General features: G+C 59.7%; 16 protein-coding genes. 9 read left to right on the top strand and 7 right to left on the bottom strand.

The window, feature by feature from the left end; genetic code table 11:
- The first annotated feature begins 14 nt into the window (after positions 1-14).
- From AB1781_02705 to pgmG, 3 genes are read left to right on the top strand one after another with little or no spacing between them, the layout of a single operon-like run.
- Positions 15-893 carry a UTP--glucose-1-phosphate uridylyltransferase gene (locus tag AB1781_02705; protein ID MEW5703483.1) on the top strand — a complete coding sequence of 293 codons (879 nt, stop codon included), beginning with the start codon at positions 15-17 and terminating at the stop codon, positions 891-893.
- A gap of 46 nt (positions 894-939) precedes the next feature.
- On the top strand, positions 940-2268 hold the full coding sequence (locus AB1781_02700) for a UDP-glucose/GDP-mannose dehydrogenase family protein (GenBank protein MEW5703482.1): 1329 nt from the start codon (positions 940-942) through the stop codon (positions 2266-2268).
- Entirely contained in the window at positions 2265-3656 is a 1392-nt protein-coding gene (gene pgmG / locus AB1781_02695) for a phosphoglucomutase/phosphomannomutase PgmG (protein ID MEW5703481.1), read from the top strand. The genes AB1781_02700 and pgmG overlap by 4 nt, the downstream gene beginning before the upstream one ends.
- Before the next feature lie 23 nt (positions 3657-3679).
- Here the strand turns inward: pgmG and AB1781_02690 are convergent, their stop codons facing one another.
- On the bottom strand, positions 3680-4726 hold the full coding sequence (locus AB1781_02690) for a D-alanyl-D-alanine carboxypeptidase family protein (protein MEW5703480.1): 1047 nt from the start codon (positions 4724-4726) through the stop codon (positions 3680-3682).
- A gap of 320 nt (positions 4727-5046) precedes the next feature.
- On the opposite strand from AB1781_02690, the gene clpS reads away from it, so the two are divergent.
- Both clpS and clpA read left to right on the top strand, forming a co-directional pair.
- Positions 5047-5373, top strand: a complete 327-nt coding sequence (gene clpS / locus AB1781_02685) for an ATP-dependent Clp protease adapter ClpS (GenBank protein MEW5703479.1) — start codon at positions 5047-5049, stop codon at positions 5371-5373.
- A 3-nt stretch (positions 5374-5376) separates the two neighbouring features.
- Positions 5377-7671, top strand: a complete 2295-nt coding sequence (gene clpA / locus AB1781_02680; GenBank protein ID MEW5703478.1) for an ATP-dependent Clp protease ATP-binding subunit ClpA — start codon at positions 5377-5379, stop codon at positions 7669-7671.
- Between the two features lie 78 nt (positions 7672-7749).
- Here clpA and AB1781_02675 read toward each other — a convergent pair whose 3' ends face one another.
- Both AB1781_02675 and AB1781_02670 read right to left on the bottom strand, forming a co-directional pair.
- Positions 7750-8229, bottom strand: a complete 480-nt coding sequence (locus AB1781_02675) for a RidA family protein (GenBank protein ID MEW5703477.1) — start codon at positions 8227-8229, stop codon at positions 7750-7752.
- 138 nt (positions 8230-8367) lie between these two features.
- Positions 8368-12081 carry a vitamin B12-dependent ribonucleotide reductase gene (locus tag AB1781_02670; protein MEW5703476.1) on the bottom strand — a complete coding sequence of 1238 codons (3714 nt, stop codon included), beginning with the start codon at positions 12079-12081 and terminating at the stop codon, positions 8368-8370.
- Positions 12082-12360: 279 nt separating this feature from the next.
- Here AB1781_02670 and AB1781_02665 point away from each other — a divergent pair, with 279 nt between their 5' ends.
- From AB1781_02665 to AB1781_02655, 3 genes are all read left to right on the top strand, one after another.
- Positions 12361-12708: an NADH-ubiquinone oxidoreductase subunit NDUFA12 family protein gene (locus tag AB1781_02665; GenBank protein ID MEW5703475.1), complete on the top strand. Its 348-nt coding sequence runs from the start codon at positions 12361-12363 to the stop codon at positions 12706-12708.
- Positions 12709-12742: 34 nt separating this feature from the next.
- The gene (mlaD, locus tag AB1781_02660; protein ID MEW5703474.1) at positions 12743-13201 is read left to right on the top strand and encodes an outer membrane lipid asymmetry maintenance protein MlaD; all 459 of its coding nucleotides are present in this window, start codon (positions 12743-12745) and stop codon (positions 13199-13201) included.
- 80 nt (positions 13202-13281) lie between these two features.
- Positions 13282-13656, top strand: coding sequence for a DUF2155 domain-containing protein (locus AB1781_02655; GenBank protein MEW5703473.1), 375 nt, complete (start codon positions 13282-13284; stop codon positions 13654-13656).
- Here AB1781_02655 and aat read toward each other — a convergent pair.
- Genes aat through aroQ form a run of 4 tightly spaced genes read right to left on the bottom strand, consistent with a single transcriptional unit; the run spans position 13653 to position 16531 of the window.
- The gene (gene aat / locus AB1781_02650; protein ID MEW5703472.1) at positions 13653-14267 is read right to left on the bottom strand and encodes a leucyl/phenylalanyl-tRNA--protein transferase; all 615 of its coding nucleotides are present in this window, start codon (positions 14265-14267) and stop codon (positions 13653-13655) included. The genes AB1781_02655 and aat overlap by 4 nt on opposite strands.
- A 33-nt stretch (positions 14268-14300) precedes the next feature.
- Positions 14301-15644, bottom strand: a complete 1344-nt coding sequence (gene accC, locus AB1781_02645) for an acetyl-CoA carboxylase biotin carboxylase subunit (protein ID MEW5703471.1) — start codon at positions 15642-15644, stop codon at positions 14301-14303.
- 10 nt (positions 15645-15654) lie between these two features.
- A complete protein-coding gene (locus AB1781_02640) occupies positions 15655-16092 on the bottom strand; it encodes a biotin/lipoyl-containing protein (protein MEW5703470.1) in 438 nt (145 codons plus the stop codon).
- Positions 16073-16531, bottom strand: coding sequence for a type II 3-dehydroquinate dehydratase (gene aroQ / locus AB1781_02635; GenBank protein MEW5703469.1), 459 nt, complete (start codon positions 16529-16531; stop codon positions 16073-16075). Before aroQ ends, AB1781_02640 begins: the two co-directional genes overlap by 20 nt.
- A 199-nt stretch (positions 16532-16730) precedes the next feature.
- Between aroQ and thiS the strand changes: the two genes are divergently transcribed.
- A complete protein-coding gene (gene thiS, locus AB1781_02630) occupies positions 16731-17756 on the top strand; it encodes a sulfur carrier protein ThiS (protein MEW5703468.1) in 1026 nt (341 codons plus the stop codon).
- Positions 17757-17924: the final 168 nt, after the last annotated feature.

Below are 17924 nucleotides of genomic sequence, written 5' to 3'. Positions count from 1 at the left end.
GGAGCTTTGGGGAAATGCGGCAGCCCGTTCGTAAGATGATCTTTCCGGTTGGCGGCCTCGGCACGCGTTTTCTGCCGGCCACGAAGGCCATTCCGAAAGAGATGCTGCCGGTCGTCGACCGGCCGTTGATCCAGTATGGCATGGAGGAAGCCCGTGCCGCCGGGATCGAGGAATTCATCTTCGTGACGGCGCCCGGCAAGGAGGCAATCGAGGCGCATTTTCGCCCCGACCCGGAGCTTGTCCACGCGCTTACCGCGAAAGGCCAGACGGAGGCGGTGGCGGCGGTGACGGACTATCTTCCGCGGCCGGAACAACTCGTATTCACTTTGCAGCCGGAGCCTCTGGGCCTTGGCCATGCAGTTTGGTGCGCGCGCGAGTTGGTCGGTCAAGAGCCCTTCGCCGTTCTCCTGCCCGACGATCTCGTTCAGGCAAGAACACCTTGCCTAAAGCAGCTGCTCGATGTTTATGAGGAGAAAGGCGGTAACGTCGTCGCCGTAATGGAGGTTCCCCGCGAAGAGACGCGGCGTTATGGCGTTTTGAAGGTGGGGGCGGATGATGGCAGGCTTGCCGAGGTTCAAGGCCTTGTCGAAAAACCCAACCCGGCCGAAGCGCCCTCGACGCTTTCCATCATCGGCCGCTATATTCTGCAGCCGGAGATTTTCGGGTTCCTGGCGGATGGGCAGCGCGGCGCGGGCGGCGAAATCCAGTTGACGGACGCCATGGCGCGCATGATCGGGAGGACGCCTTTCCATGGCCTTCGGTTCGAGGGCAAGCGCTTCGATTGCGGAAACCGTTTGGGCTTCCTGGAGGCGAACATCGCGTTTGCGCTCGGGCGCGGCGAATTTCATGAAACTATCCACGCCATCCTCGAAGGCTATGCTAAAAAGGGCTGAATTTTTATACGTCTGACCGGCGGCAGGTCGGTCTCTGAGAGGACAAATGCGAATAGCGATGATTGGCACGGGCTATGTGGGGCTCGTTTCCGGCGCTTGTTTCTCCGAATTCGGTATCGATGTTGTGTGCGTCGATCAGGACGCGGCGAAGATCGAAAAGCTTACCCAAGCGGAAATTCCGATTTACGAGCCTGGGCTTACCGAAATTGTCACCACGAATCTGAAGGCGGGCAGGCTTTCTTTCACGACCGATACCGTCGCGGCGGCTGGGAGTGCCGACGCCGTTTTCATCGCCGTAGGCACCCCCAGCCGCCATGGGGACGGCTACGCGGACCTCACCTATGTTCGCCGTGCGGTTGAGACCATCGCGAAGGCGCTGGATGGCTATACCGTTGTCGTTATGAAATCGACCGTACCGGTCGGCACGGCAAGGGAAGTGCAGGCGATGTTCCGCGAGCTTGCGCCAGACAAGGACGTCGAGGTCGTCTCGAACCCCGAATTCCTTCGGGAAGGATCGGCGCTTAATGACTTCATGCGGCCGGATCGGGTCATCATCGGCGCCGAATCGGAACGCGCCCGCGAGGTGATGAGCAGGATTTATCGGCCGCTTTACCTGATTGAAACGCCCATCCTGTTCACGACACTGGAGACGGCGGAGCTCACGAAATACGCCTCGAACGGCTTTCTTGCGATGAAGGTGACTTTCGTGAACGAGATTGCGGATCTTTGCGAGAAGGTCGGGGCCGACGTGCACGAGGTGGCGAAGGGTATCGGGCTTGATGGCCGGATCGGGCGCAAGTTTCTCCATCCGGGGCCGGGCTATGGAGGGTCCTGCTTTCCGAAGGACACGCGCGCCCTGATCGAGATGGCGAAGCGGGCCGGGCTTTCGCTTCGCCTGATCGAGGCGGCGGTCGACGTTAACACGAAGCGCAAGCAACGCATGGCGGAGCGCATTCTTGAGGCGATTGGTCCGAAGCCCGCCGGCAAGACTGTCGCCATTCTTGGCCTCACGTTTAAACCGAACACGGACGATATGCGGGAAAGCCCAAGCCTAGATATCGTGCCGGCGCTGGAGGCGATGGGTATCAAGGTGCGCGCCTTCGACCCGGAAGGGATGGAAGCGGCAAAGAAAGTGCTGAAGGGCGTCACCTATTGCAAAGATGCGTATGAGGCGATGGAAGGCGCGGATGGGCTTGCCATTCTCACGGAATGGAATGAATTCCGCAGCCTTGATCTTCAACGGATGAAGGCCTGCCTGCGGCGGCCGGTCATCGTGGACCTTCGGAACGTCTGCAACCCGCTGGAAATGGCCGAGGCCGGTTTTGATTATCAATCCGTCGGTCGCCCAAGGCCTGAGTCGCCCAAGGCCATATGACCGCCCATCGGCTCGACCCCTCGATCTTGCGCGAATACGACATTCGCGGCGTTATCGGCGAGACGCTTGACGCTGAGGACGCCCGCGCCATCGGGCAAGCTTTCGGCACGCTGCTTGCCCGCCCGGAAGGGGCGAAGGTCATGGTTGGCTACGATGGCCGGCTAAGCTCACCCTTGCTTGAGGCGGCACTTGTCGAGGGGTTGGTTGCGACGGGTGCCGAAGTTCACCGTGTCGGGCGCGGACCGACGCCAATGCTTTACTTCGCCGGGAAGACGGCCGTCGCGGATGGCGCGATCATGATCACCGGCTCGCACAACCCGCCGAACCATAACGGCTTCAAGATGGTGCGGGACGGGGCGTCCTTCTTTGGCGAGGCGATCCAGGCGCTCGGCCATACCGTCGCGGAAGGAAATTTCACGGAAGGGAAGGGCAGCGTCGCCGAGAATTTTTGTTTCGACGCCTATGTTGCGCGCCTTTTCGAGGACTATCACGGAACCCGCCCCCTGAAGGTTGCCTGGGATGCCGGCAACGGGGCGGCGGGCGAGGCTATGGCGGCATTGGCGGCGCGGCTTCCCGGCACCCATCTGCTTCTCAACGCGGAAATCGACGGCACCTTTCCGGTTCATCACCCGGACCCCACGGTGGAAGCGAATCTGGAACAACTTCGGGAAACCGTTCGGAAGGAAGCCTGCGATCTCGGGATCGCCTTCGACGGGGATGGGGATCGCATCGGCGTCGTGGACGGGAAGGCGCGCATCCTGTGGGGGGATCAATTGATGGTTGTTTTTGCCAAGGATGTCCTGAAAACGCGTCCCGGGTCTTCCATCATCGCGGACGTGAAGGCAAGCCGCACCCTTTTTGAGGAGATCTCGCGCCTTGGCGGAAAGCCCTTGATGTGGCGGACCGGCCATTCCCTGATCAAGACCAAGATGGCGGAAATGAAAGCGCCGCTGGCCGGCGAGATGAGCGGCCACATCTTTTTTGCGGATCACTATTACGGCTACGACGATGCACTCTATGCCGCCGTCCGGCTGCTTGACATCGTTTCTAGGTCGAAGGAAAGCCTTGCCGATATGCGAGACGCGCTTCCTGCCACCGTGAACACGCCGGAAATTCGCCTGCCGTGTCCGGACGACAGGAAATTCGCCGTGCTGGAGGAAGTGAAAGCCCGCCTCCGGCGGCGGCCTTTGAAGGAAGGCGTTGTGGTTCATGACGTGGACGGCGTTCGGGTCGAGACGGCGGCCGGCTGGTGGCTGCTTCGGCCTTCAAACACGCAGGCCGTTCTCGTCGTTCGGGCCGAAGCGAAGGACGTGGAAACGCTTGGGCGCCTAAAGTCGGAACTTGCCGCCGAACTTCGCGCCTCTGGCATTGATGTGCCGGTCTTTTAGCGTCTGCCGGGTTTGCCTTGCTATCAGGAATTTGTCCAGACGTGCGCGGCGAGCTTCGCCTCGAACGGAGAGACAACGTCACAGGCGATGCCGTTTTGTTTCAAATTGTCGCAGGCTATTCGCGCAAGATCTTCCCGGATGCCCAGGAAACGAGCGCGGTAGACGACGTTATGTCCGCGCCGGATCGGCGAAATCGTGAGGCTTGCCCGGTGCAGCAAGTCGGGCACGCGGCGTGCCGCGCTCGACGCAACCAGGTGCGCCGTAGTGAGACGGGATGCTTCCCCTACCTGGATTTCCCAACTCCGTTCCAGGGCGGCGGCCGTTCCGAATCCTTTATCGAAAAGCGCTGTCATGCGCCGTTTCCGTTCTTTGGCCGATTCTTCGCCGAGCACGATTCCAATGAGCCGCCTTTCCCCGCGGCTTACGGAAGCGGCCAGGTTATAACCGGACGCCCGTAGATAGCCGGTCTTGATGCCATCTGCCCCAGGGTAGTCTTTCAAGAACTCGTTGTGATTCCGGTAGATACGCCCATGGAAGCGAAATTCTTTGACGGAAAAGAAAGGGGCGTATTGGGGAAAATCGCGAATAAGCGCGTTGGCGAGAAGGGCAAGGTCGCGCGCCGTGCTCACCTGTTCGCGGTGGTAAAGACCGGAAGCATTGCGGAATTGTGTTTTCGCCATTCCCAAATTTTTTGCCTTGGCGGTCATGCGAACGGCAAAATCGCGTTCGCTTTCAGCCTGGGCTTCCGCCAGGACGACGGCGGCGTCGTTCGCCGATTTCGTGACCAGGGCCAGGATCGATTCTTGAACGGTGATCGTCTCCCCTTTCCGGAGGCCTATGCGCGAGGGGGACTGGCGAGCGGCCAGGGCGGAGACTTCAAGGCGCGTGCCGGGAAAAAGCTTCCTCTCCTTCAAGGATTCAAAGGTGAGATAGAGGGTCATCATCTTGACGAGAGAAGCAGGGTAGACGGCGGTGTCGATCGCCTCGCCCTGAAGGATGGCGCCGTTTCCGGCTTCGATGATGATCGAGGCCTTCTGGGCCGCAAGCCCGGATCCGGGCGACAGGATCACTGCGAAAACCGTGACGACCCAGAAAACGCGGCAGATTTGGCGAAAGGTGCGAATGGCTTTGTCCCCTATTTCTGGCCGGTTCGGCGGGCGCTGAAACCCTTTATTTTTCCCGAGGAGTTATTTTTCCAAGGGGAACAAAGAAGAAGGTGGCGTTTCAGGTTTAATTTTCACTTAAGCTACTTAAGATCATACTGAAAGGTCCAAACGGCGAATTCCAGTTTGTAGCGACAGCTTAAACATAATAATATATTGTATATCATTAGGTTAGCTTGTAAAGGCGGATAAGTTGACAACGGAATCAAAACCCTGGTTTTGAGGCGATGAGCAAAAACCCATCTCATAACGATACCCAACCCGTTCCCGGCGTCGTCGTCAAACCCCGGCCGAAAACAAAGCCGCCGTCCATGTATAAGGTTTTGATGTTGAACGATGATTACACGCCGATGGAATTTGTTGTTCATATCCTCGAGCGCTTCTTCAGCAAGGACCGGGAAGAAGCCACGCAGATCATGCTGCAGGTTCACCAACGTGGGGTAGGCCGTTGCGGTATCTATACCTATGAGGTAGCCGAGACCAAGGTTCAGCAGGTCGTGGACTTCGCGCGCCAACACCAGCACCCATTGCAGTGCACGCTGGAGAAGGAGTAGGCCTTGCTTTCCCGCAACCTAGAACAAAGTCTACATCGGGCGCTGGCGCTTTCCGGCGAACGCAACCACGAGTTCGCAACCCTTGAGCATCTCCTGCTGGCGCTGACCGAAGATCGGGACTCGGTCGCGGTCTTGCGCGCCTGCGGCGTGGATCTCGAGCGGCTTCGTCGCGATCTCATCGACTATCTCGATAACGACCTGGTCTTTCTTGTTCGCGAAGGCTCTGGCGATTCTAAGCCGACAGCGGGTTTTCAGCGCGTACTTCAGCGTGCGGCCATTCATGTCCAGTCAGCCGGCCGCGAAGAGGTGACGGGTGCCAATGTGTTGGTTTCGATGTTCGCCGAGCGAGAATCCCACGCCATTTATTTCCTGCAGCAGCAGAACATGTCGCGGTTGGATGCTGTGAATTATATTTCTCATGGCATTGCGAAGGTTCCGGAAAATTCCGAGACGCGCGCCCCGCGCGGCGCCGAAGAGGATGAGGGAAACGCCGCCAAGAACGGCGGCTTCGATGCGTTGGAGTCCTATTGCGTGAATTTGAACGCAAAGGCCAGGGCGGGGAAAGTGGACCCGTTGATCGGCCGCGAGAAAGAGGTCGAGCGTACGGTCCAGATTCTTTGCCGGCGCACAAAGAACAACCCGCTTTATGTCGGCGATCCGGGCGTGGGCAAGACGGCGATCGCCGAGGGCCTCGCCCGCCGTATCGTGAAGGGCGATGTGCCGGAAGTGCTTCGGGGTACGACGATCTACTCGCTCGACATGGGCTCGCTTTTGGCCGGCACCCGTTATCGCGGAGACTTCGAAGAACGGATCAAGGACGTGCTGGCCGAGCTTGATTCCATTCCGGGCGCGATTCTCTTCATCGACGAAATTCACACGGTGATCGGAGCCGGCGCAACGAGCGGAGGTTCCTTGGACGCCTCGAATCTTTTAAAACCGGCCTTGGCCAGCGGTAATCTGCGCTGCATCGGCTCGACGACCTACAGGGAATACCGGAACTATTTCGAGAAGGACCGAGCGCTTGTCCGCCGTTTCCAGAAGATCGACGTGAACGAGCCTTCAAAAGAAGACACCATCAAGATTCTTCATGGGCTGAAGCCCTACTACGAGAAGCATCACCACGTGCGCTATACGGCGGAGGCGATTCGTGCGGCCGTCGAGCTTTCGGCCCGTTACATCGCGGACCGTCGCCTGCCGGACAAGGCAATCGACGTCATTGACGAGGCGGGGGCCTCGCAGATGCTTCTGCCGGAAAGCAAGCGGCGGAAAAAGCTCGGCGTCAAGGACATCGAGCGGATTGTTGCCGGCATCGCACGCATCCCGCCGAAATCGGTCACGAAGGACGATAAGGAATCGCTTCGCAACTTGGAACGGGATCTCAAGACGATGGTTTATGGCCAGGACACGGCCATTGCCGCCCTGACAAGTTCAATCAAGCTGGCGCGCGCCGGCTTGCGCGAAGCGGAGAAGCCGATCGGCTGCTATCTCTTTTCCGGTCCGACCGGGGTTGGCAAGACGGAAGTGGCCCGCCAGCTTGCCCTTACGCTCGGTATCGAGCTCGTACGTTTCGACATGTCGGAATATATGGAGCGGCATACGGTCTCGCGCCTGATCGGGGCACCGCCCGGTTACGTTGGCTTCGATCAGGGGGGCCTCTTGACGGACGCCATCGATCAGCACCCTCACGCCGTTCTCTTGCTCGACGAAATCGAAAAGGCGCACCCGGACCTTTTCAATCTGCTGCTGCAGGTCATGGATCACGGCAGACTTACGGATCACAACGGCAAGACGACCGACTTTCGGAACGTGATTCTGATCATGACAACAAACGCCGGTGCAATGGAAATGACGAAACACGCCGTCGGCTTCGAGCGGACGAAACGGGAAGGGGACGACCAGGAAGCGATCGAACGGCTGTTTACGCCGGAATTCCGCAACCGTTTGGATTCAACGATCGCTTTTGCAAGCCTGACGCTGGAAATCGTGGCGAAGGTCGTCGACAAGTTCATCATGCAGCTTGAGGCGCAGCTTGCCGATCGCGGCGTTTCGATCGAGCTTACGGAGGCGGCGCGGGCGTGGCTCGCAAAGCAGGGCTACGACCCGCAATATGGCGCCCGCCCGCTTGCCCGCGTCATTCAAGAAAAGGTGAAGCGCGCACTTTCCGAGGAATTGCTCTTCGGGCGGCTTGAGAAGGGCGGTTGCGTCCGTATCGACGTTGACGACGCGGGGCTGGTCTTCGCCTATCCGAAGGGGATGGTCTCAAAAGGCCGCAAGGCGAACTCCGAACTCGTCGATTAGCAAAAAGCCTGAAGATTCACGCTCCGACGACGTTTCGGAAGGGGCTGCGACGGGAAGTCCGGTATTGCCTGCCGTCGTTCAAGCAATCTCGAAAATACCCTCAATCTCAATCGGCGAATTCTTCGGCAGGGCATTCACGCCGACGACGAAACGGGCATGTGCCCCGATCTCTTTTCCAAAGGCTTGCGTGAGCACGTCCGAGGCATGATCCATAATCGTTGAATGGTCCGTATAGGCGGGCGTCGTGTTCAGAAAACCGCCCAGGCGTATGCAACGCCGAACGCGGGAAAGGTCACCGCCGGCGGCCGCTTTTACCTGGGCAATCACGTTGAGGACGGCGACACGGGCGGCTTGCCGCGCTTCGACAAGGCCAAGGGTTTCGCCGATTTTTCCCTCGAATTGCATTTTGCCTTCCCAAATGGCGATCTGGCCAGAAACGAAGACAAGATTTCCGGTGACGATAAAGGGAAGGTAGTGGGCGAGGGGCGGCGCCGGTTCCGGCAGCTGGATCGCCAGGGTGTGCAACCGCTCTTCCGGTGTTTGTGGGGCCTTCGTCATGGCTTTCCCTCTTCTTGATTGCCGGAAAGGATAGGCCGTTACGTGGAATCGGTCCAGACGGCGATTTTATAGAAAAAGAGGGGTGCATAACATTGCACCCCTCAAGTCTTCAGGGAGGAAGTCGAATTCGCTAGTGCTTCAACTGCATCCGCTGGTCGCTCCGCAGGTGTTGCACTTAAGACAGGTGCCGTTGCGGACCAGCGTGAAATTGCCGCACTCCCCGCAGGCATCTCCCTCGTAGCCCTTAAGGCGCGCCGTCGAGATGCTCGCCCGTTCGACGTGCATGGAAACTTGCGCCGCCATGTCCACCGCGACCTGGGTCGTGGTGATCTCGGAAGCAACGCCGCCTGCCTGGGCTTTCACGGCGGACAAGGCTTCGGCCAGCACGACCTCTTTTTCCGGTTTCGCGTTATGGCCATGGCGTCCGCCTTTTAACACGTAAAGATTCTTGCGGAGATAGCCGCGGCTTGCGAGTCTGGCAACGGCGGCGACATCGCTTTCGTTGGTGCTGCCGAGCGACGGCAAGCTGCCCTCCGCATTCCCAATGCCGAGGCTGTCCGGCAGAAGATCCTCCGACTTGGCGTGGGCGAGGTCGTAACGGCTGAGATAGGAAACGGCCAGCTCGCGGAAGACGTAATCCAGGATCGAGGTCGCCATCTTGATGGCGTCGTTCCCTTCGACCGGACCGGACGGCTCGAACCGCGTGAAGGTAAAGGCCTCAACGAATTCCTCAAGTGGCACGCCGTACTGCAGGCCGATCGAGATGGCGATCGCGAAATTATTCATCAGGCTGCGGAAGGCCGCCCCTTCCTTGTGCATGTCGATGAAAATTTCCCCAAGCGCGCCGTTTTCGTATTCCCCGGTCCGCAAATAGACTTTGTGACCGCCGACAAGAGCCTTCTGCGTGTAACCCTTGCGCCGTTGGGGAAGCCGGTCGCGTTTCGATCGGGTCGAGGCAATGCGTTCGGCGAGGCGTTCGGCGAGCGCCACCGTTTGGGCCGGCACCGTCGCTCCGGCCAGTTCCTCAAGCCGCTCCTCGGCCGCCGTCGCATCTTCTTCTTCCAGATCTTCGAAAACGGCGGTGCTCAGGGGCTGGGAAAGTTTCGAGCCGTCGCGGTAAAGGGCGTTCGCTTTCAGGCCCAGTTTCCAGGAAAGCAGATAGGCGTTCTTGCAGTCCTCGACGGTCGCCGTGTTCAGCATGTTGATCGTTTTCGAGATGGCGCCCGAGATAAAGGATTGAGAGGCGGCGACCATCCGGATGTGGCTTTCAGCGGAAAGGCACCGCTGGCTTAGGCGGCCGCAAGGCGAGGCGCAATCGAAGACGGGCAGATGCTCCTTCTTCAGGCCTGGCGCGCCCTCCAGTGCCATGGCGCCGCAGCAATACGCGTTCGCTTTCTCGATTTCCTGCCGGGTAAAGCCCATGGCCGGCAGGAGATCGAAAGTCGGGTCGTTCATCTGGCTTTCGTCGAATCCAAGAACGCTGCGGCAGAATTCCTCGCCCAGCGCCCACTTGTTGAAGGCGAATTTGATGTCGAAAGCACTCGCCAGTGCCTTTTCGAGATTTGTCAGAATGCCTTCCGTGAAACCCTTCACACGGAGCGTGTCGAAGTTGATCCCGGGGGCGCCCTCCAGCGTGCCGTGGCCGACCGCATATCGCACCATCGCTTCGATCCCGGCTTCCGAATAGCCAAGCGTGGCAAGCGCCACCGGCACCGTGTGGTTGATGATCTTGAAATAACCGCCGCCGGCGAGCTTCTTGAATTTGACGATCGCGAAATCGGGCTCGATTCCGGTCGTGTCGCAATCCATGACCAAACCGATCGTGCCGGTCGGCGCCACAACGCTGGTTTGGGCGTTGCGGTAGCCGTGCTGACCGCCGAGCTCAAGCGCCCGGTCCCAGGCTTCGCGCGCCGCCTGAACGAGATTTTCATCCGGGCAAGTCTCGGCGTCGAGGGGAACCGGTTTCACGGTAAGCCCTTCATAGCCTTCCCTCTCGCCATAAGCGGCCCGGCGGTGGTTGCGGATCACCCGAAGCATTTCCTCGGAGTTCTCGGCGAATCGTGGAAAGGCGCCAAGCTCGCCCGCCATTTCGGCGGAAGTCGCGTAGGCGACACCGGTCATGACTGCGCTGATGGCGGCGCAGGTGGCCCGGCCTTCGTCGCTGTCATAGGCGATGCCGTTTGCCATCAGAAGGCCGCCGAGATTGGCATAGCCGAGTCCAAGCGTCCGGTATTCATAGGAACGCTGAGCGATTTCCTGGGACGGGAATTGCGCCATGAGCACGGAAATCTCCAGCGCGATCGTCCACAGCCGCACGGCATAGGTGAAGGACTCGACGTCGAAGTGGCCCGTCGCCGAGCGGAAAGTCATCAGGTTGAGCGAGGCAAGGTTACACGCCGTGTCGTCCAGGAACATGTATTCCGAGCACGGGTTCGAGGCGTTGATCCGACCGCTCGCGGGGCAGGTGTGCCATTCGTTGATCGTGGTGTCGAACTGGACGCCAGGGTCGGCGCAGGCCCAGGCGGCGTTGGCGATCTGCTCCCAAAGGTCCCGGGCACGAATCGTTCGGTGGGGCTTGCCGTCCGTCCGGCGGATCAGCTCCCATTTACCGTCGGCGAGCACCCGTTCCATGAAGGCGTTGGTCAGCCGGACGGAGTTGTTCGAGTTCTGGCCCGAGACAGTGGTATAGGCTTCGGATTGCCAGTCCGTGTCATAGGTGGCGAACCGGATCTCCGTATAGCCTTGCCGCGCGAAGTGAATGACGCGCTGAATATAGTTGTCCGGGATCAGCGCGTGGCGGGCGCCGCGTATGGCTTCACGCAAGCCCTCGTTCGCCTTCGGCTCGAACCGGGCGTCGCCAAGACTGCGCTCGGCATGGCAGGCGTGGATGATGGCGTTCAGGTGGCGGTTGCAGAGCTTTGAGCCGGCCACCAGGGCGGCGACTTTCTGCTCTTCCCTGACCTTCCAGTTGATATAGTCCTCGATGTCCGGGTGGTCGATGTCAACCGTCACCATCTTGGCGGCGCGCCGGGTGGTGCCGCCGGACTTGATGGCGCCGGCCGCCCGATCACCGATCTTGAGAAAACTCATCAGGCCGGAGGACTTGCCGCCTCCGGACAGCGCTTCGTCGGCACCCCGCAGCTTCGAAAAATTGCTTCCGGTGCCGGAACCATACTTGAAAAGTCGCGCCTCACGGACCCAAAGATCCATTATTCCCCCGCTATTTACGAGGTCATCGCTTACACTTTGGATGAAGCAGGCGTGAGGCTGAGGATGCTCATAGGCCGATCGCGAAGCGACAAGCGTGCCGGTCTCGAAATCGACGTAGTAATGACCCTGGGCGGGGCCGTCGATGCCATAGGCCCAATGCAGCCCCGTGTTGAACCACTGGGGCGAATTGGGCGCCCCCATTTGGCAGCACAGCATGTAGCGCATTTCGTCGAAATAGGCCCGGGCATCGGCCTCCCTATCGAAATAGCCGCCTTTCCAGCCCCAATAGGTCCAGGTGCCGGCCAGCCGGTCCGTGACGTGACGGGTGCTGGTCTCGCCGCCGTAACGCTTTGCCGGCGGCAGGCGCTTGAGCATCTCGTGATCGGCCTCGTGGCGCCACAGCCATTCCGGGACATCTTCCTCCGGTATCGCTTTTAACCGCGCCGGCACGCCGGCCTTGCGGAAATATTTTTGGGCGATGATGTCGCAGGCCACTTGCGACCAGGCCTTGGGTACTTCGATGTCGTCGAGGCGAAAGACGGTGGCACCGTCCGGGTTGCGGATGTCGCTGGCGGTTCTATGAAAGGCAATGGTTTCGTATGGCGAGGTGCCTTCGGTCGTATAACGGCGCGAAATCCGCATGTTTCCCCCTCTTTATCGGAAAGGCCGCGGAATACCATATTTTGCGCAAAAATTAGCGCAGCCCCCCAGAGATTGAAGGCTTAACCACATATTGTGGAAAAATCAATACCGAAACTATTTTTTAAGAAAATCCCCGGCCGCTGGGGGAAAGAAAGCCCGGAGCGCATCGAAACCATACCCGGTCCGACGGTCTGGGGCTGGACGGCTATAGAATCCGATGCCATATATGCCCCGGCGTTCCAATCCCACCCGCAACCCATCGCTTGGGTGTTCCAGGTCATGACTTTCGGCACTTGGCTTTTGACGGTTTTTCGCGGCCGCTTCGTCGGTAAGGACGAATTCGGAAATCGCTATTATCGGATGCGGCGGCGCGGTGACATGCGGCGCGAGCGGCGTTGGGTGATTTACAAGGGTAGCGCGGAAGGATCAAAGACGCCGCCGATGTGGCACGCCTGGCTTAGCCACATGATTAACGAACCTCCTTTCGAGAAATCAACGACGCGGATGCCCTGGCGGCAGGAACACGCGCCGAACCCGACGGGTACGCCGGCAGCTTATCAACCGCACGGCACTCTTGAAAAAATTACCCACACGGCAGAGGCTTACGAAGCATGGCGGCCTAGTTAAAGCGCGACTGAAGGAAAACGGGAGAGCAGGACCAATGCGAAGGAACATAGTGGAAACGGTGATGGGCGGCGTGGTTCTGATAGTGGCCGCGCTGTTTCTGGTTTTTGCATACACCTACACAGGCGAGAGCATGCGGGCTGGGGACAGCTATGAGATGTGGGGTAAATTCGACCGCGTGGATGGCCTGCAAACCGGGGCCGACGTCAAGATCGGCGGCATCACGGTCGGGACCGTACTCGAACAGAGGCTCGATACGAAAACCTACCTTGCCGTCGTTCGCTGGACCGTGGACTCCGATATTCAATTGACCACCGACACGGTTGCCGAAGTGGCCTCCGAGGGCCTTCTCGGCGGCAAATACCTGGCCCTCGTGCCGGGAGGCGAGGAGAACTTCATTAAACCCGGCGGTGAAGTGAAGTTCACCCAGGCGCCGTTCGGCCTCGAGCAGATCATCGGCCAATTCCTGTTCAGCAAGCCACAGGCGGATGAATAGTTCTCTCCTTTGTTGACTTTTTTCCCAACGTCGCCGGCTTTTGCGTGAAAGACATGGAGTGTCAGCAAGGAAGATGGCCGATGTTTCGGTGGGCGTCTGCCTGGGCGGCGTTCTTTTCTCTTCTCTTCGTTTCCGGGGGCGCCTTCGGGGATTCTTCTTCGAGCGGCGTTCTTCTTCAGGGACTCGACAAAATCACCGCCCGCGTCTCGACGGTCGAAGCTCCCCTCAACCGGCCGGTTCGTTTCGGCACGCTCGAAATTACGGCGCTGGCCTGCGACAAACGCCCACCGGAGGAGTTGCCGGAAAGCGCCGCCTATCTTGTTATTCGGGATATCCAGCTCGACGACGAACCGAAGAAGCTTTTTCGCGGCTGGATGTTTGCCTCAAGCCCGGCGCTTTCCGCCCTCGAACATCCCGTTTACGACGTCTGGGTGCTGGACTGCCTGGGCGGCTAGCCGGCGGTTTCTTCCGGGTCGGGATGAAAACGGGCGTTGCGCTTTAGGGCCTGGGTGAGACGAACGTGGAATTCGGCTTGCGAAATCTCCACCGCGCCGAACTGGCGCAGATGATCCGTAACAAACTGAGCATCCAAAAGTTCGAAGCCGCCCCTTCTTAGCCGGCTAACAAGATGGACGAGGGCCGCCTTGCTCGCATCCGTTTCGCGGCTGAACATGCTCTCGCCGAAAAAGGCGCCGCCGAGGGCGACTCCATAGAGCCCCCCGACAAGCCTATCCTCCCGCCAGCATTCGATGCTGTGGGCGTGGCCCGCCCGATGCAGGGCGCAATAGATTTCGATGATGGTGCCGTTGATCCAGCTGTCGGGCCGTTCGGGCGTGGATTCGGAACAGGCCCGGATGACCGCCTCGAACGCCCTGTCCGCCGTGATTTGAAAGCGATTTTTTTGCAACGTCCGCCGCAGCCGCCGCGGCACGTGAAAACGGTCCAGCGGCAGAATGCCGCGAAATTGGGGATTCACCCAGAAGAGGTTTGGGGCATGCCGGTGTTCCGCCATCGGAAAAATCCCGGCGGCGTAAGTGCGCAACAAGAGTTCCGGCTGGATCTTCATGAACGAATTCTGGCATGGCCTTTGGGCCGGCGTCTAATTCTCCTGAGCGACGAAAAGCTCAAGCCAGTGAACATCGTAATCGCCGTTCAGAAAATCCCCGTTCTTGATCAGGCGCTGGAAAAGCGGGATTGTCGTCTGAACGCCCCCAATGACGTATTCATCGAGGGCTCGGCGCAGCCGCATAAGAGCTTCGTTCCGGCTGCGGCCATGGACGATCAGCTTGGCGATCAGGCTGTCGTAGTAGGGTGGGATTGTGCAGCCAGCGTAGAGGGCCGAGTCAACCCGCACGCCCAGCCCGCCCGGCGGGTGGTAGTCGTCGACGCGGCCGGGTGAGGGGACGAAGGTCTTGGCGTTCTCGGCGGTGATTCGGCATTCGATGGCATGTCCGTGCAAACGAACGTCGCTTTGGCGATACCCCAAAGGCGCTCCGGCGGCGACTCGGACTTGCTCGCGCACGAGATCAACACCGGAAATCATTTCCGTGACCGGATGTTCAACTTGCAGGCGCGTATTCATCTCGATGAAATAGAAGGCTGCGTCCGTGTATAGAAATTCCAGCGTGCCGACGCCACGGTAGCCGAGCTTGGCTATGGCCGCCGATGCGGCGGCGCCGATCTTCTCGCGTTGGTCAGCGTTCAGCGCCGGCGAGGGGGCTTCTTCCAACAGCTTCTGGTGGCGACGTTGCAGCGAACAGTCTCGCTCGCCGAAATGCACGACGTTGTCGTGGGTATCGGCGAGAATCTGGATTTCGATGTGCCGGGGATTCATCAAGTGCTTTTCGAGATAGACCGCGCCGTTCTTGAAGTGGCTGCTGGCTTCGGCCCGTGCGGTAGAAATCGCTGCGCGCAGTTCCGCCGACGAAGCCGCGATCCGCATGCCGCGTCCGCCGCCCCCATGGGACGCCTTCACGAGAATGGGATAGCCGATGTCCTCGGCGACGCGCATTGCCTCATCGATGTCCTCGATCGCCTTCTCGGAGCCCGGCACGACGGGAACGCCGAGGGTGCGCATGGCGGCTTTAGCGGCGAGCTTATCGCCCATCAGACGGATGTGCTCCGACGTTGGGCCGATGAAGGTGAAGCCGTGTTCCTCGACGATCGCCGCAAAATCCGCGTTTTCCGAAAGGAACCCATAGCCCGGGTGAATGGCGGACGCGTTCGTTACGGACGCCGCCGACAGAATCGCCGGAATGTTCAGATAACTTTCATGCGGCGCCGGGCCGCCGATGCATACGCTCTCGTTCGCGAGCCGAACGTGCATCGCATCGGCATCCGCCGTCGAATGCACCGCCACCGTCTGAATCCCCATTTCCTGGCAGGCGCGGTGGATGCGGAGCGCGATTTCTCCGCGGTTGGCGATCAGAACTTTTTCAAACATGGGTTGTGCGCTATTCCAGCACCATCAGCACTTCGCCGTATTCGATGTGCTGGCCGTTTTGAACAAGTATCTGCGTGACCTTGCCGTTGCGCGGGGCGCGAATCTGGTTGAACGTCTTCATCGCTTCGACAAGAAGAAGCGTTTGCCCCTCCTTCACTTCGTCTCCGACGTTCACGAAATTCGGCGCACCCGGCTCGCTTGAGAGATAAGAGGTTCCGACCAGCGGCGAAGTGACGGCGCCGGGGTGATCGGCCAGGGAATCGGTGGCGGATTCCCGGCCTGGGGCCGGCGTTTTCCTCTTGGTCGTTTTTCCGCCTCCGCGCGCGACGCGGATATTCCAGCCGGCGGTCCCATATTCGAGTTCGGAAAGCCCATGTTCTTCCAGGAGCTCAACAAGCTCGCGGACGAGGTCGCGGTTAATCCGGTGTCTACGTTTGAAGCCGTACATCCGAGTCCAAAATCCTTGCCATTGCCCGTAAGGCGAGCGCGTAGCCATGCCCGCTGAATCCACAAATCAAGCCGTGTGCCGCCGGCGCGACGTAGGAATGGTGACGGAAAGCCTCGCGCCGGAAAATATTCGACAAATGCACCTCGATGATGGGCTTTTCACATAACAGGAGCGCATCGTAGATAGCAATCGATGTGTGCGTGAAAGCACCCGCATTGATAATAATGCCGGCATAGCCTTTCCGCGCTTCCTGAATCCAGGCGAGGAGTTCGGCCTCGGCGTTCGATTGCCGGAATTCGATGGCCAGCCCAAGCTCGGCGGCGACAGCGGCCGTGGCCGCCCGAATGTCGGCCAGGGTTTCCGTTCCATAGATTTCCGGCTCCCGCTCTCCCAAAAGGTTGAGATTGGGCCCGTTGAGGATCAAGATAGAGGAGGGCATCGCGCGCCTTCCACGGTTTCAATCGTGTTTACTGGGGGGGGTTATAGCACGCGGGCGAAAAGGCGCAATGCCTTCCGATCACTAAGAAATATGCGGAAATATGCCCGTGGCGGCGGGCCGATTGAAGCCGGCCGAAAGGCGCGCCATATTCGGCTCGAAAGGGTCCTTCGATTTGAAAAAAGTTAAGGAACCAGGGGCAATGGAAGCAAGGGCAGCGACAACGCGGGTCACGGTAAACGGGGAAGAGCGGCGTTTTGCCCCCCCCGTAAGCGTGGCGGCCGTCCTTGAGCGGCTTGGCATCGATCGCCGGAAGGTAGCGGTTGAGCACAACCTTCAGGTTGTGCCGCGTTCGGCTTACGATGAGACGCCTGTCGCTGACGGCGATCAACTGGAGATCGTCCATTTCATCGGGGGAGGCGTTGGAGATGCGGCGACGTCCGCCGCGGCGGTCGCGGAAGAAGACTCGTTCATGCTTGCTGGCCGCCGATTTTCTTCGCGGCTTCTTGTCGGAACTGGAAAATACCGTGACTTCGAGGAAACGGCGGCGGCCATTGCAGCGTCGGGAGCCGATATCGTCACGGTCGCCGTTCGCCGCGTCAACGTTGCGAACACCTCGGCGCCAAGACTTGTCGATTACCTGGACCCCAAGCGATACACCTATCTTCCGAACACGGCGGGTTGTTATACGGCCGAGGAGGCGGTTCGCACGCTTCGTCTAGCCCGCGAGGCCGGGGGATGGGAGATGGTGAAGCTCGAGGTTCTCGGCGAGCAAAAGACCCTCTATCCCGACATGCTGGAAACCCTGAAGGCGGCCGAAATTTTGGTGAAGGAAGGCTACCAGGTGCTGGCCTACTGCAGCGACGACCCGGTTATGGCCAAGCGCCTTGAGGCGATCGGCTGCGCGGCGATCATGCCACTGGCGGCCCCCATCGGTTCCGGGCTTGGCATCCAAAATCGCGTCAACATCCGGTTGATCATCGAGCAGTCGCGCGTGCCGGTGCTGGTGGATGCCGGCGTCGGCACGGCCTCGGATGCGACGATTGCGATGGAGCTTGGCTGCGACGGCGTGCTGATGAACACGGCGATCGCCGAAGCGAAACATCCCGTCCGCATGGCCCGTGCCATGCGGCTGGCGGTCGAATCGGGGCGGCTTGCCTATCTTGCCGGCCGCATGCCGAAGAAGCGTTACGCGGACCCTTCCTCGCCCCTGGCGGGTCTTATTTAACAACGACTCCAATGCCTTCCGCAGAGTCGGAGACCCATTTTTTCGCCTAATTTTACATATTATTAATCTTATCTCGGCCATAAATGGCAAAGCTTAAGCCCCTTGGCGTCTTGAAGCGCATAGCGCCAACGCCGGAAAGCCGTGCGTTTGTTAAAGGTCGAGTAGGGC

It is taken from the genome of Pseudomonadota bacterium, assembly GCA_040752895.1.
GTDB lineage: Bacteria > Pseudomonadota > Alphaproteobacteria.
This window is presented reverse-complemented; position numbering and strand designations above follow the sequence as displayed.

Bases quoted from the DNA above. Each gene is read 5' to 3' on its own strand.
- AB1781_02705 (MEW5703483.1), top strand. From the start codon at position 15: ATGCGGCAGCCCGTTCGTAAGATGATCTTTCCGGTTGGCGGCCTCGGC.
- AB1781_02700 (MEW5703482.1), top strand. From the start codon at position 940: ATGCGAATAGCGATGATTGGCACGGGCTATGTGGGGCTCGTTTCCGGC.
- pgmG (MEW5703481.1), top strand. From the start codon at position 2,265: ATGACCGCCCATCGGCTCGACCCCTCGATCTTGCGCGAATACGACATT.
- clpS (MEW5703479.1), top strand. From the start codon at position 5,047: ATGAGCAAAAACCCATCTCATAACGATACCCAACCCGTTCCCGGCGTC.
- AB1781_02675 (MEW5703477.1), bottom strand. From the start codon at position 8,229: ATGACGAAGGCCCCACAAACACCGGAAGAGCGGTTGCACACCCTGGCG.
- AB1781_02670 (MEW5703476.1), bottom strand. From the start codon at position 12,081: ATGCGGATTTCGCGCCGTTATACGACCGAAGGCACCTCGCCATACGAA.
- AB1781_02665 (MEW5703475.1), top strand. From the start codon at position 12,361: ATGACTTTCGGCACTTGGCTTTTGACGGTTTTTCGCGGCCGCTTCGTC.
- mlaD (MEW5703474.1), top strand. From the start codon at position 12,743: ATGCGAAGGAACATAGTGGAAACGGTGATGGGCGGCGTGGTTCTGATA.
- AB1781_02655 (MEW5703473.1), top strand. From the start codon at position 13,282: ATGTTTCGGTGGGCGTCTGCCTGGGCGGCGTTCTTTTCTCTTCTCTTC.
- aat (MEW5703472.1), bottom strand. From the start codon at position 14,267: ATGAAGATCCAGCCGGAACTCTTGTTGCGCACTTACGCCGCCGGGATT.
- accC (MEW5703471.1), bottom strand. From the start codon at position 15,644: ATGTTTGAAAAAGTTCTGATCGCCAACCGCGGAGAAATCGCGCTCCGC.
- AB1781_02640 (MEW5703470.1), bottom strand. From the start codon at position 16,092: ATGTACGGCTTCAAACGTAGACACCGGATTAACCGCGACCTCGTCCGC.
- aroQ (MEW5703469.1), bottom strand. From the start codon at position 16,531: ATGCCCTCCTCTATCTTGATCCTCAACGGGCCCAATCTCAACCTTTTG.
- thiS (MEW5703468.1), top strand. From the start codon at position 16,731: ATGGAAGCAAGGGCAGCGACAACGCGGGTCACGGTAAACGGGGAAGAG.